This is a genomic window from Cytobacillus firmus (assembly GCF_023715565.1).
GTDB classification, from domain to species: Bacteria; Bacillota; Bacilli; order Bacillales; family Cytobacillaceae; genus Cytobacillus; species Cytobacillus firmus_C.
The window spans coordinates 1-16,148 of record NZ_JAMBOJ010000042.1; the positions used below are offsets into that span (position 1 = coordinate 1).

At 43.5% G+C, this 16,148-nt stretch carries 20 protein-coding genes; 16 read left to right on the forward strand and 4 right to left on the reverse strand.

Going from position 1 to position 16,148, the window contains the following annotated elements:
• Positions 1-351 precede the first annotated feature (351 nt).
• The gene (locus M3205_RS16515; protein ID WP_251170935.1) at positions 352-768 is read right to left on the reverse strand and encodes a VanZ family protein; all 417 of its coding nucleotides are present in this window, start codon (positions 766-768) and stop codon (positions 352-354) included.
• Positions 769-911: 143 nt separating this feature from the next.
• Here M3205_RS16515 and M3205_RS16520 point away from each other — a divergent pair, with 143 nt between their 5' ends.
• From M3205_RS16520 to M3205_RS16550, 7 genes are all read left to right on the forward strand, one after another.
• Complete coding sequence (locus M3205_RS16520; RefSeq protein ID WP_251170936.1) at positions 912-1,796, forward strand: M23 family metallopeptidase; 885 nt, start codon at positions 912-914, stop codon at positions 1,794-1,796.
• 143 nt (positions 1,797-1,939) lie between these two features.
• Entirely contained in the window at positions 1,940-2,545 is a 606-nt protein-coding gene (locus M3205_RS16525) for a pyroglutamyl-peptidase I (protein WP_251170937.1), read from the forward strand.
• A 206-nt stretch (positions 2,546-2,751) separates the two neighbouring features.
• The gene (locus M3205_RS16530; RefSeq protein ID WP_396105907.1) at positions 2,752-3,024 is read left to right on the forward strand and encodes a hypothetical protein; all 273 of its coding nucleotides are present in this window, start codon (positions 2,752-2,754) and stop codon (positions 3,022-3,024) included.
• 138 nt (positions 3,025-3,162) lie between these two features.
• Positions 3,163-3,465, forward strand: coding sequence for a DUF4212 domain-containing protein (locus M3205_RS16535; RefSeq protein ID WP_251170938.1), 303 nt, complete (start codon positions 3,163-3,165; stop codon positions 3,463-3,465).
• A 93-nt stretch (positions 3,466-3,558) separates the two neighbouring features.
• The gene (locus tag M3205_RS16540) at positions 3,559-5,229 is read left to right on the forward strand and encodes a sodium:solute symporter family protein (RefSeq protein WP_251170939.1); all 1,671 of its coding nucleotides are present in this window, start codon (positions 3,559-3,561) and stop codon (positions 5,227-5,229) included.
• Between the two features lie 46 nt (positions 5,230-5,275).
• Complete coding sequence (locus M3205_RS16545) at positions 5,276-7,117, forward strand: DUF294 nucleotidyltransferase-like domain-containing protein (protein WP_251170940.1); 1,842 nt, start codon at positions 5,276-5,278, stop codon at positions 7,115-7,117.
• Between the two features lie 18 nt (positions 7,118-7,135).
• Entirely contained in the window at positions 7,136-7,801 is a 666-nt protein-coding gene (locus M3205_RS16550; RefSeq protein ID WP_251170941.1) for a 3'-5' exonuclease, read from the forward strand.
• Positions 7,802-7,890: 89 nt separating this feature from the next.
• Here the strand turns inward: M3205_RS16550 and M3205_RS16555 are convergent, their stop codons facing one another.
• On the reverse strand, positions 7,891-8,523 hold the full coding sequence (locus M3205_RS16555) for a LysM peptidoglycan-binding domain-containing protein (RefSeq protein WP_251170942.1): 633 nt from the start codon (positions 8,521-8,523) through the stop codon (positions 7,891-7,893).
• A 687-nt stretch (positions 8,524-9,210) separates the two neighbouring features.
• On the opposite strand from M3205_RS16555, the gene spoIIID reads away from it, so the two are divergent.
• The 7 genes from spoIIID (at position 9,211) to M3205_RS16590 (ending at position 14,163) form a co-directional block, all read left to right on the forward strand.
• Positions 9,211-9,483 carry a sporulation transcriptional regulator SpoIIID gene (spoIIID, locus tag M3205_RS16560; protein ID WP_009332173.1) on the forward strand — a complete coding sequence of 91 codons (273 nt, stop codon included), beginning with the start codon at positions 9,211-9,213 and terminating at the stop codon, positions 9,481-9,483.
• A 519-nt stretch (positions 9,484-10,002) separates the two neighbouring features.
• Positions 10,003-11,004, forward strand: a complete 1,002-nt coding sequence (gene mreB, locus M3205_RS16565; protein WP_061793486.1) for a rod shape-determining protein — start codon at positions 10,003-10,005, stop codon at positions 11,002-11,004.
• A gap of 198 nt (positions 11,005-11,202) precedes the next feature.
• Positions 11,203-12,042 (forward strand): flagellar hook-basal body protein, encoded by an 840-nt coding sequence (locus M3205_RS16570; protein ID WP_251170944.1) that lies wholly within the window; start codon positions 11,203-11,205, stop codon positions 12,040-12,042.
• A 34-nt stretch (positions 12,043-12,076) separates the two neighbouring features.
• On the forward strand, positions 12,077-12,904 hold the full coding sequence (locus M3205_RS16575) for a flagellar hook-basal body protein (protein ID WP_251170945.1): 828 nt from the start codon (positions 12,077-12,079) through the stop codon (positions 12,902-12,904).
• An 18-nt stretch (positions 12,905-12,922) separates the two neighbouring features.
• A complete protein-coding gene (locus tag M3205_RS16580) occupies positions 12,923-13,192 on the forward strand; it encodes a DNA-directed RNA polymerase subunit beta (protein WP_251170946.1) in 270 nt (89 codons plus the stop codon).
• A gap of 123 nt (positions 13,193-13,315) precedes the next feature.
• Entirely contained in the window at positions 13,316-13,744 is a 429-nt protein-coding gene (gene fabZ, locus M3205_RS16585) for a 3-hydroxyacyl-ACP dehydratase FabZ (RefSeq protein ID WP_251170947.1), read from the forward strand.
• A gap of 134 nt (positions 13,745-13,878) precedes the next feature.
• Positions 13,879-14,163 (forward strand): hypothetical protein, encoded by a 285-nt coding sequence (locus tag M3205_RS16590; protein ID WP_251170948.1) that lies wholly within the window; start codon positions 13,879-13,881, stop codon positions 14,161-14,163.
• Between the two features lie 25 nt (positions 14,164-14,188).
• Here M3205_RS16590 and M3205_RS16595 read toward each other — a convergent pair whose 3' ends face one another.
• Positions 14,189-14,647, reverse strand: coding sequence for a YwpF-like family protein (locus tag M3205_RS16595; protein WP_251170949.1), 459 nt, complete (start codon positions 14,645-14,647; stop codon positions 14,189-14,191).
• Between the two features lie 266 nt (positions 14,648-14,913).
• Between M3205_RS16595 and ssb the strand changes: the two genes are divergently transcribed.
• Positions 14,914-15,282: a single-stranded DNA-binding protein gene (gene ssb / locus M3205_RS16600; protein WP_251170950.1), complete on the forward strand. Its 369-nt coding sequence runs from the start codon at positions 14,914-14,916 to the stop codon at positions 15,280-15,282.
• A gap of 5 nt (positions 15,283-15,287) precedes the next feature.
• The gene (locus M3205_RS16605) at positions 15,288-15,479 is read left to right on the forward strand and encodes a hypothetical protein (RefSeq protein WP_251170971.1); all 192 of its coding nucleotides are present in this window, start codon (positions 15,288-15,290) and stop codon (positions 15,477-15,479) included.
• A 148-nt stretch (positions 15,480-15,627) separates the two neighbouring features.
• Here M3205_RS16605 and M3205_RS16610 read toward each other — a convergent pair whose 3' ends face one another.
• On the reverse strand, positions 15,628-16,029 hold the full coding sequence (locus M3205_RS16610) for a helix-turn-helix domain-containing protein (protein WP_251170951.1): 402 nt from the start codon (positions 16,027-16,029) through the stop codon (positions 15,628-15,630).
• Between the last annotated feature and the right edge of the window lie 119 nt (positions 16,030-16,148).

The window sequence follows — 16,148 nt, forward strand, 5'->3', positions numbered from 1 at the left end:
GGTAACTTAATTGTATCAGAAGTGGTCCTTATTTTTCTCAAAAACAATCAAAGCCGGTGACATTTTACTCGTCGTAAAATGTCACCGGCTTTTTCATTTCAGAGGTGGGTTTTGTCCCAGCCTCTTTCTGTATGTATTGGCTGGTATGATCTGCTGAGTTGATCTTCGCTGTGGGCACTTGATCCCCGAAAATACTAACGTATTTCCTTCGTGTGGTGTTCTTTCGAGGAAGCCTATACAATGTCCTGCGGGAGGAGAGGGAGCCGGGAGACCCCACAGGCGAAGCAGAGGAGCTCTGTTCCTCCCTGCTGGTTCGGCTGCGTGGCTGCAGCGGAAATCAACGGGCACAATTCAAAGACGCCTTATTAACAACAAAAAATCTCCAAGCTTTTTAAACTTCCCATAAAAAAGAGCCCTGCTGATAAAATACCAGCACACCGCCACACCAGTAATATCCTTAATAACGTCAATCACAGTCGCAGAACGGTACGGTACAAATGACTGGTGTATCTCATCAAAAATCCCGTAGAAGCACGCCAAAACAGCCAAAAGAATATTCACTCCTGGTGTCAGCTTAACGGCAGTCAACACTGCCAGTACAAGCAGAACATACAAAATACCAAATTCAATCAGATGCATTGACTCTTTTATAAACCGGTCCACCGCCAAATCCGGCAGCTCCACCACAGCATCAGCAGGCATGCTGGACAGGATCCAAATTAGCACCATATATAGGAAAGGCAGCACGCGTATTATCCACTTAACCATACTTCAGTAACTCCTTTAAAAATATTTTCTCAGATCATGCATAATCCAAAAACGTTTGTCGAAAAATAAGCCCAAAAAATTTTTTTTGAGAAATGTATATAATCCTCTCAATCTGTTCAGACTGATTGCTGAGGTGATGATAAATGAGAGAGGAAGAAAAGAAACGATCTTCTCAAGATTCCAGCTTTAAACGCTTTATGAAAAAGCGGTGGGCATTCCCAGCTATCTACATTGCAAGTGCAGCCATCATTCTAACCGGTGTTCTTTGGTACCAGACTAGCGACAACGCTACAGACACTGACAGCTACGATTACGAAGCCACTGATATTACCGGCAAAAAGTACGACGAGCCAGCATTGGAAGTTAACCGTGCAATGGAAAACTTCGTAATGCCTGTCAAAGACCCAGACTCAGCTGTCATTCAAAAACAATTCTATGACTATGACGGCAAGGCGGAAGAACAGGAAGCTGCTCTAGTATTTTACAATAACACATACCATCCGAACACAGGTATTGATATTGCCACTAAGGATGGGGAAACATTTGATGTCCTTGCTGCATTAAGCGGAAAAGTTACCAAGGTAGAAGAAGATTCACTATTGGGCAATGTCATTGAAGTGGAGCATGACAAAGGAATTGTAACACAATATCAATCTGTTACAGAGATGAATGTTAAGGTTGGCGACCAGGTAGAACAAGGTGATGTCCTTGCAAAGGCAGGCGAAAGCTTGTTTAATGAAGAAGCAGGCGTACATGTACACTTTGAAATCCGTAAAGACGGAACACCGGTCAATCCGCTAGATTTCTTCAATAAGCCGCTAAGCTCTTTACAGGAGCTAGATACTGCTGACAAAGCAGATGCAGAGGAAAACAGCGGTGCAACTGAAGAAAACGATGAGGCTGCTCCATCTGAGGACAAGTCTTCCGAAGAATCCGCAGATGAAGATGCCGGAAATACGGACGAAGACGAAGGTCAAACTGACGACCAAGTTGAAGAAGACACTGCAACTGAATCAACTGACGCATAATAATAGAGAGTCTGCCGAAATGGCAGGCTCTTTTTTGGGTGACAGGCACCACCCGAATTTTGTCGAACTGATACTTTTAGACAATTCTATCTTCATCCTGTATAATATTTCGATAAACGAAGTGCTATACAGGGGGAGAAGACATGAAGAAGCTGCTGTTAACAGGTTTTGAACCTTTTCTTGATTTTCCGATCAATCCTACAGAAAAGATTGTGAATGCATTGCATGGCAAAACGATTGGAAACTATGAAATTATAGGACTTCTGCTGCCGGTGGATTTCAATCTCGCACCACAGAAAATAGTAGAGGAAGTGGCCGGTAAAAAGCCGGATGCAGTGATTTCTCTTGGGCTGGCTGCCGGACGGACAGGGATTACTCCTGAGAGAATCGCGATCAATTGCCAGGATGGTGAGCCGGATAATAGCGGAGTCGCACCTGAAGACAAACTGATAGAGGAAAATGGCCCTGATGGCTATTTTTCCACCCTGCCGATCCGGCGGATGGTTAATAGACTTAAGGAAGCAGGATACCCTGCATCCATCTCAAACACAGCGGGGACTTATCTATGCAACAATATAATGTATTCCGTGCTGCACCTGTTAAAATCGACAAACACTGAATTACCGGCGGGCTTTGTGCACATACCTGCATCCCATGCACTGGCGGCTGCAAGTAAAAGAAGCATGGCAAGCTGGTCAGATGCCGATCTGCTGGAGGCAATTACGCTGATCATTATAGAATTGGACTAAGGAGCCGGAGGGGCTCTTTTTTTCTGGGCATTTTTCATTATTACTATAGTGTTTTCCTCTAATACCCTAAAGCCTTCTCCAGCTATTTTTACTGAAAAAACCTTATATATCAAAGTCCTTCAAAAATATTTATATTTTTTCACGGCATGTACTTGACCTGAAAATGATTTTTGTACATAATAAAGTATGAATTTTCTTAAAATTAAATGAAATCAGAAAACATTACACCCATTTTAAAACTCAATGCGGAAAGCAGCGGAAAAATGACAGCGCTTTCTAAAAAGGGGGATACCGAATTGCTTCCGTTACTGGCTATGATGATCATTACAGGAACTTGCCTTTTTCTTGCTTTAAGGAAGAAAAGGCCAATCTTCCTGGCAGTCCCATTTCTATCAATTTTTGCTTACTTCCTCGTTCAAATCATTCTTGTTCCCGCACCTTTCATGGAAACAGTCAAATTTATTTTCAGTTTAAGGTAATGGTTTTATCCGGGTCCGGATAATGGGTCCGGTGAAATAGCAGCGATTCGGCTGCATACATCACAATGAAGGAGTGGTTTTGGACCAAATCGTCAGTATTTGAATGCAGATTTATTATTTTTACCGGGGGTGGAGTTTTTGAAGAAAATCGATAAAAAAGTAGCGGATAGTTATTTCCGTGAAAAGACTCGCAATATGATCATTTATTTTGCTATTGGCTTTCTTGCCTCTTTCGGCGTAGTCTTCTTTGCAGAACCATTAAGCGATATTACCATTAACGGATTCCCATTCCATTACTTTATGGGCGCACAGGGAGCTGTACTGACATTTATCATTCTGCTGTTTGTTAATGCAAAAATGGGAGATGCGATTGACCGGAAATATGGAATTGACGAAAGCAAAAATGAACAAATCAGTTCAGGGAAAGTTCTTGATCATTAATTAACGGAAAATGAGCGGCTGTTCAGGCTTCCGCTATTCAGAGAAATAAAAGGGGCTTCATAAAAAAATCAATCGAAAAAAAGGGGGATGTTCTTGGATACACAGTTTTTGGTCTCATTAGCCATCATTTTAGCTACATTTGCTTTATATATCGGCATAGCCATTTACAATAAAGCCAAAGAGACGTCTGAGTTCTATGTTGCCGGCCGCGGAGTGCCGCCTATCTTTAATGGAATGGCGATTGGTGCTGACTGGATGAGTGCCGCTTCCTTTATCGGGATGGCGGGAACCATCATGCTTCTGGGCTATGACGGCCTTGCCTATATTATGGGCTGGACGGGCGGGTATCTGCTCTTAACCTTCCTGCTGGCACCACAGCTGAGGAAGTACGGCCGCTACACAGTTCCGGAATTCATCGGCGACCGGTTTGACAGCCACACAGCACGGGTGATTGCAGCCATATGTACAATTATCATCAGTTTCACCTATTCGATTGGCCAGCTTTCCGGTTCGGGAGTGGTAATTGGCCGCCTGTTTGAAATTGATGCAAAGCTTGGAACCATGATTGGTGTCGTTCTGATTGCCTTTTATGCAGCATTCGGAGGCATGAAGGGTATAACATGGACACAGGTTGCTCAGTATGTCATTTTAATTATTGCTTACTTAATTCCGGTCATTTTCATGGCGTTGCAATTAACAGGGAACCCTCTGCCGTGGATTTCCTATGGTGATATTGTCGGGAAAATGGGCGAGCTTGACCGTGAATTGGGAATATCTGAATACTTTGCGCCATTTACCAATGGAACAAAGTGGCAGTTCCTTGCCCTAATGTTTACCCTGATGGCTGGTACTGCAGGCCTTCCGCACGTTATTGTCCGTTTCTATACGGTATCAACGATGAAGGCTGCCCGCTGGTCTGGGGCATGGGCATTGCTGTTCATCGGCTTGCTTTATCTGTCTGCACCTGCATACGCAGCATTCTCCCGTTTTATTTTAATGACACAGGTTGCCGGCAGCAAAATTACAGAACTGCCTGCCTGGACGAAGACATGGGTGGATACAGGTAAGCTGCAGGTAGCGGATGGCAATGGAGATGGAATCCTTCAATGGCAGGAACTCATTATCTCGAATGATATTGTGGTTATGGCGACACCGGAAATTGCCAATCTTGGCATGTTTGTCATCGGGCTTGTGGCAGCAGGGGCAATGGCTGCTGCATTATCAACGGCCGGAGGTCTGATGATTTCGATTTCTTCCGCATTTGCTCATGATATTTTTTACCGGGTGCTGAAACCAAATTCAACTGAAAAGACTCGCCTTTCCGTTGCCCGCTGGTCCATCGTCATCGCCACTCTTTTAGCTGGTGTGATCGCGCTTAACCCGCCGGGAGCCATTACACAAATTGTCGCTTGGGCATTTGCGCTTGCAACAGGGACATTCTTCCCGGCACTCGTTCTCGGTGTTTGGTGGAAGCGATCAAATTCACAGGGCGTTATTGCCGGCCTGCTGGTCGGTTTAGGTGTTACGCTGGCGTACATCTTTGCAGCAAAATATGGAGGCTTTACTATTCTGGGAATTATTGATACAGGTGCCGGTGTGTTTGGTGCTGCAGCTGCATTTGCAGCTAATATCATAGTTTCTCTCATGACAGCCGCTCCTTCGCAAAAAATTCAGGAGGAAGTTATGGATCTTCGCTATCCGGAGCAAATGGTATATAAAAATGGTGAAGTATGGATGAACGATGATGGATCAAAATCTGTATAACTTATACAATTTGGAGGCTGTGCGGTTTCACCCCTTTTTTCATGGGGTGGAAACTGACACGGCCCTTTCACTTCTGACCATGTGTGAAGTACGCCACTACAAAAAGAATGATATGATCCTGAAAAAAAATAAACCGCGAGAAGGCCTTCTGCTCCTTTTAGAGGGTCTTTCAGAGGTATTAGTGAAAAACGACCACAGCGGGAGGGAGGAAGTGCTCGAAGTGGTCCAAACAGGAGAGCTGATTGGTTTTTCCAGCCTTGCTGATTTTCTGGGTTTCTCCAAACCAACTTCTGCAGAGCTTGTTGAGGTCAAAGCCTCCAGTGAGGTAAGAGCGATCTTCATTCCGTTTGAAGTGGTGAGAAAAAGATGGGATGATCCTGCAGTTCATGATTATCTGCTGACTCAGGTAGCCGTCAGATTGAAGGATGTATACACGTCACTTGCAGAACAGGTCAAGCTTGCGAAAGATTATGGGGAAAACGAGGCATTCATGATCAGGGTACAGGATGTCATGAGCAGTGAGGCAGCCACTGTCAGTCCTGAAGTAACCATTCAGGAGGCTGCGCGGCTCATGCAAAAAAGAAAGATTAGCTCGGTCCTCGTTACAGAAAAGGACAGCTTAAAAGGAATTATTACGGAAAGAGACATTGTAGAGTGGGTGGCAGCCGAAGGGACCGATATTACTGCTCCGGCGAGCAATATTATGACAGCGGGTCCAGTCACGGTATCCAGGTTTGCTTATTATTATGACGCCCTTTCGCTGATTCTTTTCAAAGGAATCAAACATCTGCCGGTAATGGAAGATTCAAAGGTCGCCGGGATTGTGACCTTATCAGATTTGCTGAGAAAGAAAAATGAAAATGTGATAAAGACAGTTCAAAAAATCGAAACAGCTGATCGGAACAGCCTTCCGCAAGTGAAAACCGGCATCTATGAGATACTTGATTCCTTAATAAGAGATCGTGTTCCTATATTAAAAACACTTGAAATCATAACAAAGCTATACAATCGCCTTGCATGCAGAGTTATATCACTATCAATTTCCGAACTGAGGGAAAAGGGCTTACAGCAGCCATGCGAATTCTCTTTCTATCATATGGGCGCAAGCGGCCGGGAAGAGCAGTTCATACTCACAGATCAGGATCATTTCCTGGTTTATGAAAGCCAATCGGAGGAAGCCGACGTTTTTTTTGAAGAGCTGGGCAAAAGGGTCACTTCTAACATGGAAAGTGCCGGTTATGCACGATGCAAAGGGCTTATGATGTGCAGTGAGGAGAAATGGAGGGGGTCGCTGGCAGTATGGCAGGAGCGGCTGCGAACCTGGATGCTTCAATCCACTAATGACAATTTATTGTTAGCACAAAACTTTTTCTCCTACCGGTTCATTGCGGGGAGTGAAGGGCTGCATGAAAAATTTGAAGCAATGACTCAGGAGCAGATGAAAAGATCCAGGATTTTTTTATACCGTCTGGCACAGCTTGAAAGGGAACATCCCGTTCCCACGCTGGATCAGCCGCTCCGTTCCTTATTTAAACTGCAGCGCAAAAGCATGGATATGAAAAAAGAAGTTTTATTTCCTTATCATCATAGCCTGCAGATACTCTCTTTAATGAATGGGAAACTATCAGGCACACCGCTTGAAAAAATAGATTTTCTGCAGGAAAGGCAGGTATTTTCAAAGGAGTTTGCACACGATTTGAGAGGATCAGTAAGCACTATACTTACGTTGTATGTCACCCAGCGCTGGCAGCAGGAAAAGAGCGGTGCCTCACCATCTTCCGTTATCTCTTTTTCCAGAATGTTTACCCGTGAAAAAGAAGAATTGATTCTAAGCTTAAAGACATTAAAGGATTTACAGAGCCAGGCAATGGCAAGATTCACATTATAGCTTTAAAAGGAGGCTGGTATGTTTTTTCTCAGAAAAAACGTGTCATGTTCATTAAGATACGAAAGTATTCCATTATCCACTCCCTTTGAAGATTTGAATTTTATAGTCTTTGATACGGAAACAACAGGATTTCAGGTTTCTGCGGCAGACCGGATCATTGAAATTGGCGCCGTCCCGGTAAAAGGATTTCAAGTGCAGGAAAAGGACCTTTTTCAGACATATGTTAACCCAAAACGACAAATTTCTCGGGAAATAAAAGAACTCACCTCTATTACCGATGAGCTGGTCAAAGATGCTCCGAAGGCTTTAGAAGCTATTCAGAGCTTTTTTGAGTATGTCGAATCAAGGGAGGCTGTATGCCTGATAGGGCACTATGTTAGCTTCGATGCCTTGGCTATTAAAAGTGAATGTAAACGGGAGAAGCATGCGTTAAAAAATTTCCTGACCATTGATACTCTGGATCTGATTGGCTTTATAGCTCCATCCTTTGATATGCGCGACCTTGAACGGTATGCCATGGCATTTGGCACCCGCATATATGACCGGCATCGCGCCGCTGGTGATGCTTTGACGACTGCTTATCTATTTGTTGAACTGCTTTATCAATTTCAGCAGAGGGGACATAGAACCTGGGGTGAGTTGATTAAAGCCACTGACAGTCAAATGAGATCACTGCATTATTAAGCATCAGATTTACGTGGTTGGAATGTTGATGAGCGGGTGGGTGATGTGGTTAACGAAGAAAAGCCGGCTAAATCCGGCTTTCCATTCATTTATTGAATATTGATCAGAGCGTCGTCCTTGTAAACCACAAGGATTTCTTTTCCTGCCATTTTTTGATAAGACGTTGCTGTCCCATAGGGTACCTTCAATGTAAAATAATCATCCCCGTTTTTAAATTCGACGGTAAAATTGTCTGCAGCCCCTGTGATGATAGCCTTCGTTCTGGAAATATCACCTTTAATGATTAATTTTTGATTGATGAGGACCATGTCCTTTTTTAACTTGTTCAATGTTTTCAGTTCATTGACAGTCATGCGGTAGCGCTTTGCTATTCCCCAAAGTGTATCGCCAGGCACCACTGTATAAACGGCTGTCTCAAAGGAATCATCTGTATGTCGTTCAATTCGAACCTCTAATTTCTGGCCAGGATGGATCTTGTCAGTCTTTAAGTTGTTAACCGCTTTCAATTCTTTAACAGTCATATCATGTTCTCTGGAGATTTTGTATAAAGTATCCCCCTGCTTTACTTTATAAAATCCTGTCAAAGCATGGGCTTCTTTTGCTGAAGCGCTAAAACAGGATGACGCAATTACTGCCGCAAATACAGTACTGGCTGCCGTCATTCCTCTAGCTTTCATCTTCTTCCTTTTTTCATTTTGAATTCTTTCCTTACGTGTTTTCATTCTATACTCATCCTTTATATGGAATATTGTGGTTTTATAACCAATTAAATGAATTGTTTTCCGAGAAAATAGTACGGCAAAAAGATCCGCTTCACAATAGGGAGGAGTTCCCGGCTCTTTTCCCTTGTTTTCGAAAATCTATATAGTTCATTGAACTCTGTATTTTCTAGATATATGCATTTTCATGATAAAAATGAAACGGTTTGTTGTTTTCACGATGTATGAACAGACAATGAAGGATTTTGTCAAATCTGCGGGGAAAGTCCTGAATCTTGTGCGTAGAACATTTAAAATTAGGAAAGTTGTCTCAGGTCTTTAGGTTGCTTGTTTCTCGAATACCCTATAGATATTTTTAAAAAATTCTTATTTTGGCTTCCAGATGTCCTATTTTCAAAAAATTTAAACAAAACCTTGTCCTTATTGCGTTTTTCGTGCATATTCCCTCAACCAAGCTAATAAACTGTTACAAACCTTACAAAGAGAATGTATGAGGTGAGGGATCGTTTTACTAAACTAATGAATATGTTGAGGACATGTTTAATTATCGCAAACTGAAAACAAGATTTTCAGGCGCATGTACGATTAAATTCAATTAATCAGAAATCCATGCGGAATACAGTTGAAATCCAGACAGAAAGCGAGTCTCATTTCACGCTTCTCACATCCAAATTGGGGAGGGCGAGTGGTGTGCACGATTACATCAAAGAGAGAACTATCAAGATTGGAAAGTATATCGTGGAGACGAAAAAAACGGTTCGCGTCATCGCGAAGGAGTTTGGCGTATCCAAAAGTACAGTCCATAAAGACTTGACAGAAAGACTGCCTGAAATCAATCCTGAACTGGCAAACGAAGTGAAGGAAATCCTGGATTATCATAAATCGATCCGCCATCTGCGCGGGGGTGAAGCCACTAAAATGAAGTATAAAAAAGAAGAAATGGAAGAAGAGCCAGTTAAATGAAATGAAACAAATGGCGCCGATAAGGGCGTCAAAGGCTAACGACTGCCATTTTTAGAAGTGTCACGGCTAATTTTCAAAGCTTTACATGAAACCTCAATTGCGGCTCCGGGGGCTAAAAGCTCATAAGCTGTTTCCATAGCCTGAAACCTTGGCTTTGCTCTATGGATTTAAGCCCCTTTACAAGTCGCCTGCATCCTTTTCCCCATTTCGACAAAAACCCGCAAAAAGTCTCACAAATTCTGTCAAAATGTTACTGCTTTCACATGGAATGTGATAAAATATAAAATTAGGATAGAACTTGGTTCGTAAAGACTAGGACTCCTAAAGAGACGCCGGGCAAAATCATTTCTTTTATTAAAGAACTGATTTTTTTGCGTGGCTTGAACTGCTGTTACGAATAATAATCTGATCATCTAACTAAAAATTAATAAGCGAAGTTCGTTTTAAGAATGCCTAAATAGAGAGAGCCTTCAAAGGTGCGGACAGAAGCTGGCCATGTTGCAAGGAGGAAAAAGAGAAATGTTTGCTAGGGATATTGGGATTGATTTAGGAACAGCCAACGTGCTTATCCACGTTAAAGGCCGTGGTATTGTGCTGAATGAACCATCGGTGGTAGCAATTGACCGAAATACAAACAAGGTGCTGGCCGTAGGAGAAGAGGCACGCCGCATGGTCGGCCGTACACCGGGTAACATCGTGGCAATCCGACCGTTAAAAGACGGGGTTATTGCCGATTTTGATGTAACAGAAGCGATGCTGAAGCACTTTATCAACAAATTAAATGTTAAAGGCTTCTTATCAAAGCCTCGCATTCTGATCTGCTGCCCGACAAATGTGACAGGTGTTGAACAGAAAGCGATCAGGGAAGCGGCTGAAAAAAGCGGCGGCAAAAAGATTTACCTCGAAGAAGAGCCAAAGGTTGCAGCCATCGGAGCTGGCATGGACATCTTCCAGCCGAGCGGTAACATGGTTGTCGACATCGGCGGAGGTACAACAGATGTCGCGGTTCTATCAATGGGCGATATTGTGACGTCTTCATCCATAAAAATGGCCGGAGATAAGTTTGATAACGAAATTCTTCAATACATCAAAAAAGAGTACAAGCTTTTAATCGGCGAAAGAACAGCTGAGAACATTAAAGTAACGATTGGGACTGTGTTCCCTGGCGGCAAAAATGAAGAAATGGAAATCCGCGGCCGCGACATGGTGTCAGGTCTTCCAAGAACCATTACAGTCCGGTCCGAGGAAGTTCAGGGTGCTTTGGCAGAATCCGTTGATGTCATCGTCCAGGCTGCTAAAAGCGTGCTGGAACGCACACCGCCTGAATTGTCTGCAGACATCATTGACCGCGGGGTAATTCTAACAGGAGGCGGCGCGCTTCTTCACGGAATCGACCAGCTTCTGGCGGAAGAGCTGAAAGTCCCTGTCTTAATTGCCGAGAATCCGATGGATTGCGTAGCTGTTGGAACTGGCATCATGCTTGATAATATTGATAAGCTTCCGAAGAAGAAGCTTGTATAAAGAACGGACCTGCCAAATTGGCGGGTTTTTCTTTTTGGGTCAACTGAAAGTAAACTTTTTACCATTTCTGCCGATGAAAAAAAGGTACAGCTTTTTTCAAAATTTGACTACATTCTTCAAATTTTTAATGTTTATTGTCGGAAAGTTTTCTATAATATAGCTAGAAAAGATTGTTCGGAAAAAATAGAGGTGAAACAGATGTTTAGAGGTTTCTACACAGCTGCTTCCGGAATGCTTGCACAGCAGCGGAGAACGGAAGTACTGACAAATAATATGGCGAATGCCAATACACCCGGCTTTAAAGCAGATCAGACAAGCCTGAGAGCTTTTCCGGAAATGCTTCTCAAACGCATGGGCGAGCAGACCGTGCCGACTGAAAATGGATTAAATCTTCCTTTTAATAATGAAGTCGGCAGACTGACTACGGGGGTTTATATGCAGGAGACACTTCCGTCCTTCATGCAGGGAGATATGAAGGAAACAGGCCTAGGTACTGACCTGGCATTGCTGGATCTTAATTTGCCGATTAATCCGGAAACAGGCTTAAGAGGGACTGTTTTTTATACCGCAGCTGGAACAGATGGCGAGCCGCGTTATACGAGGAATGGGAATTTCACCGTCGATGCCGGGGGCTATTTAACGACAGCAGGCGGATTATATATTTTAGATGATGCAGGTGAGCGGATTCAGCTCTCCAGTGACCGTTTTACAGTAAGCGAAGATGGTGTGATTACCGGTGAAGCAGGTGAAACAGCCAGACTAGGCATTACTTTTGCCCAAAATCCCGAAAGCATGAGAAAAGAAGGCGACGGACTTTTTGCAGCGACAGAAGAGAGCATCCTCGAAAATGCCTATAATGCGCAGAATGTCCAATTCAAGCTACAGCAGGGTTTTTTGGAGCGATCCAATGTGGATGCTTCCCGTACAATGACAGATATGATGGCAGCCTACCGCTCTTTTGAAGCAAACCAAAAGGTTCTGCAGGCATATGACCGAAGTATGGAGAAAGCCGCAAATGAAATCGGGCGGATCGGGTAATGAACTGCAGCAGACCCGCTAAGGGGGAAAAACAATGAATCGTACGATGATCACGGCAACAAATACTCTGGCCCAGCTGCAGAAGCAGATGGATATTGTCAGCCATAATATGGCCAATATTGATACAGCTGGCTTTAAAAGACGGGAAGCCAATTTCACTGATCTGCTTTTTCAGCAGTTCAATAATCAGCGAAATCCGGCTGCAGAGGCAGGAAGGCTGACACCGGCAGGCATCAGGCAGGGCGTGGGCGCAAAGCTGGCACAGTCCCAAATCGTCATGCAGCAGGGATCATTAAAGGCAACAGACAGGGCGCTTGACTTTGCATTCACAAAGGAAGGCCAGTATTTCCGAGTGCTGGAGCAGACAGAAGACGGAGCAGCAGTGCGTTTTACCAGAGCGGGCGCTTTTTATTTAACACCAATTTCAGATAATGAGACCATGCTTGTGACAGCTGACGGACTTCCGGTTCTTGATGAAAATAATAATTCGATTATAATAAATGGACAGGCTAAAAATTTTAAAGTAACTGATACAGGGAGCCTCTTGGCAGAAGCAGCCAATGGTGGCATCCAGGAATTCAATCTTGGAGTGGTCCTGATCAACAAGCCTCAATTCCTGGAGCAAAAAGGCGAAAATCTTCTTGGCCTGCCGGAAGGGATAGACGGCGAGGGGGTTTTTACAGAGCTGAACGGTGCACTTCGCGGACAGATTGGAATGGCCCAGGGTTCCCTCGAACAGTCCAATGTGGATTTGTCCAAGGAAATGGCAGAATTGATCAACCTCCAGCGGGCTTATCAGTTTCAGTCCAGATCTGTCTCCATGGCTGATCAAATGATGGGACTGGTCAATGGAATACGTTAGACAAAAAGGGGAAATAAAATGTCAGTAAACAACAGTAATCAAGAAGCAGTCAAGACGCGTGAACAACTGAAAAGTGAACGCAGCAAAGATGAGTCACCGCGTAAAGGGCGGGTTCGCATCCGTCTCATTCCGATCTGGCTTCGGATTATTATTGTCGTGCTTTTAATTTTCCTGAGCGTTACGGCAGGAGCCGCGGTCGGGTATGGTGTCATTGGCGGCGGCGAAGTAAAGGATATTTTTTCAAAGTCCACCTGGACGCATATTGTGGATTTGGTGGAAAAAGAATAGAGATGAAAAGGAGGGCAGCAAACCCTTCTTTTTTTGTTGGCCCTTTGCGTATCACCAATTTTTTAGTAAAATGAATATAAGCTATTAGTATCTGGTACTAAATAATGCATGGGAGCGATACATATGAAATTAAATGTAGAAGAAATCAAAGAAATCATCCCTCACCGATATCCATTCCTGTTTGTGGATTCCATTGAAGAACTTGAGCCTGGAAAACGGGCTGTCGGCAAAAAGAATGTTAGTGCCAACGAGGAAGTGTTCAATGGGCATTTCCCTAATTACAATGTATTTCCGGGATGTCTGACGCTTGAAGCCTGTGCGCAGACAGGTGCTGTGGCGCTGTTGTCACTGGATGAGTATAAAGGTAAACTCGCCTTTTTTGCCGGTGTGGAGAAATGCCGCTGGAAACGCCAGGTGCGGCCGGGCGATACACTCCTCATGGAGGTAGAACTTCTTTCCGTCCGCAGAGGAATCGGAAAAGGCAAAGCTCGTGCGACCGTGGATGGCGAAGTCGTGATGGAAGCGGAAATTATGTTTGCGATTGAAAGATAATTATTGAGAATCCCGTACACAATGTGCGGGATTTTTTCTGTAAAAAAAGATGCAAGTTGTTTCGGTTTTTGGGAAATATAAAGGAAGACCAATACAGCAGGTCGACAATACACCTTTTGAAAGGAGCTTTTACGATGAATAAAAAGCTTTTAACACTTATCGGAGGATCCGTTCTTTCCGCCATGCTACTGGCAGGCTGTGCCACTGACGACCAGGAGCCGCCGCCGGAGGATGATACAATCACTGAGGAAAATGGTGATGTGGAAAATGGAGATGTGAATGATCTGAATGAAAATACAGATGATAACGACATCAATACAGATGACGACGGCGACTTGATGGAAGACCAAAACGATCCGGGCGAAGACGCTGTGGAAGATAAGCTTGATATGCAGGATGAAGATAATATTGATAGGTAATAGTTAAGATTAAGAAAAACTCCCGTCATGACTGAGCGGGAGTTTCTTTATTTTCCTTTTTAGCAGTGGCCAGGCGCGGCTTGCTATGCATCTTATCCTTGAATTCATCGAGAAGATTGTCGCCGATATAGCCCTGGGCCAAGAGGTCCTGAAGCAGCAATTCGGCGTAATCATTTTTCGTTCTTTTAAGTGATCCCTCAAAAAGGATGCTGATATGGTTTTCCAGTTCGCTGATAGAGGTAATTTTAGTTTGGAATGCGGCTGGATCGTTTTCTTTTTTGGTAATAACAACTTGGATGGTCAGCTCGTCCTCATCATCAGCGCGCTTTTTGAAGTACTCAAGATAGGATTTATCAACAAATGCCTCCAGAAGCCAGTTGCTCTTTTCATCTTCTTTATTGATAATCAATCCATCATCCAATTCAATATCAATCAGGCCATTTTCTTCCACCAATTGCAGAGAAACAAGTTTAAATGTTTTCATGGCTTACCTCCATCTCTAAAATAAGTTGTCTATAAAAAATTATAACACAGCCCAAACTGAAAGCGAATTTGACAATTTGTCGAATTTTCTTTTTATTAAGGGCGAAAATCGTATTTTCGAGGTCGTTTTTTGCTGAACAGGGACGAAAAATTAAATTTTAAGGGTGTTTTTGCTGAAAAAGCACTTTGAAAAACACATTTTCGCTTTTTTACATAGGAGAGAAGTTCCGGCTATGATTAGGCTATCAAAGAGAGGAGATGAATAGCATGATCAATCAAGTGACCCTAGTTGGACGGCTGACTAAGGATCCTGAGCTGAAAAGGACACAGGAGGGAATTCCGGTAACAAATGTGACACTGGCCGTTAACCGCCAGTACCGGAACCACAATGGTGAAATCGATGCAGACTTTGTGCAGTGCACCTTATGGAAGAAAACGGCCGAAAATACATCGCAGTATTGCCGGAAAGGAACCCTGGTTGGAGTAACCGGGCGGATTCAGACAAGGCATTATGATAATCAGGATAAGAAGCGCATTTATGTAACTGAGGTGGTAGCGGAATCCGTCCGCTTTCTTGAACGGAAGAAGACAGAGGACATTCCTGTGACTGTAACCAAGGAGGAGCTTCCGTTTTGAATGAAGTGTCTGAAAGAGAAAAGGCAATGGAATTTATGCTTGAAAGCCTCATCAAAATGCTCGGAAAATCAAACCACAGAGTCGATGACCTGAACAAACGAGTCCTCCAGCTTGAATCACTCCTCCGTGAAACGGTCATGCAAAACAGCCATGCACAAAAGCGGCAAACACCTAAACGCTTAACCATCATGAACTGACGGCATCCCCCAACCAGCTGTCCACACATATTCCTTCCCTATAGAAAATCAATCATATCCCCAAAACTTCCCCGAATTGGAACCCGGTACACTTGTGCCGGGTTATTTTTTTATGGTGACAGGTACCGCCCGAATTTTGTCGAATATCCTAGAATTCCTTCAATGCATGAATGTTGTTCTTGATCATTCTCACAGCAAGCGCTTTTTTCTTTTCGTTAAAGGTGTAGATGTCCAGAAGGGCTTTTTTCAGGTCCGGATAATGGCTGATGATTTCCCTAATCAGTTCCATGTCTTTATCGTCAGGATTTTCTTTTAAAATGGTCTTGTCCGCCGCTGAGTAAGGGGATTGGCTCGTCAATTCATCAGTCAATAAGGTCTTGTCCACTTTATATACTTCTGCCATTTGTATGAGGGTTTGGTAAGTGGGGGTGACCTTGCCTGTTTCATATTTGCTGATGGTTGAGCGATCCACTTTCAGCATTTCTGCCGCAAAATTCTGAGTCCATTTTCGATCCGTTCTTAACTTTTTCAGTATTTCAGGTAAAGACATCCTTTTCACCGCCAATTGCTTTCTTTCTTTTAACTTAGCGGGAATAAAGTGTAAAAAGGCCGTTTGTGAACGTTGGTCACTCCATTGTAAGTGATTGATATTCACGAACAATAAATATT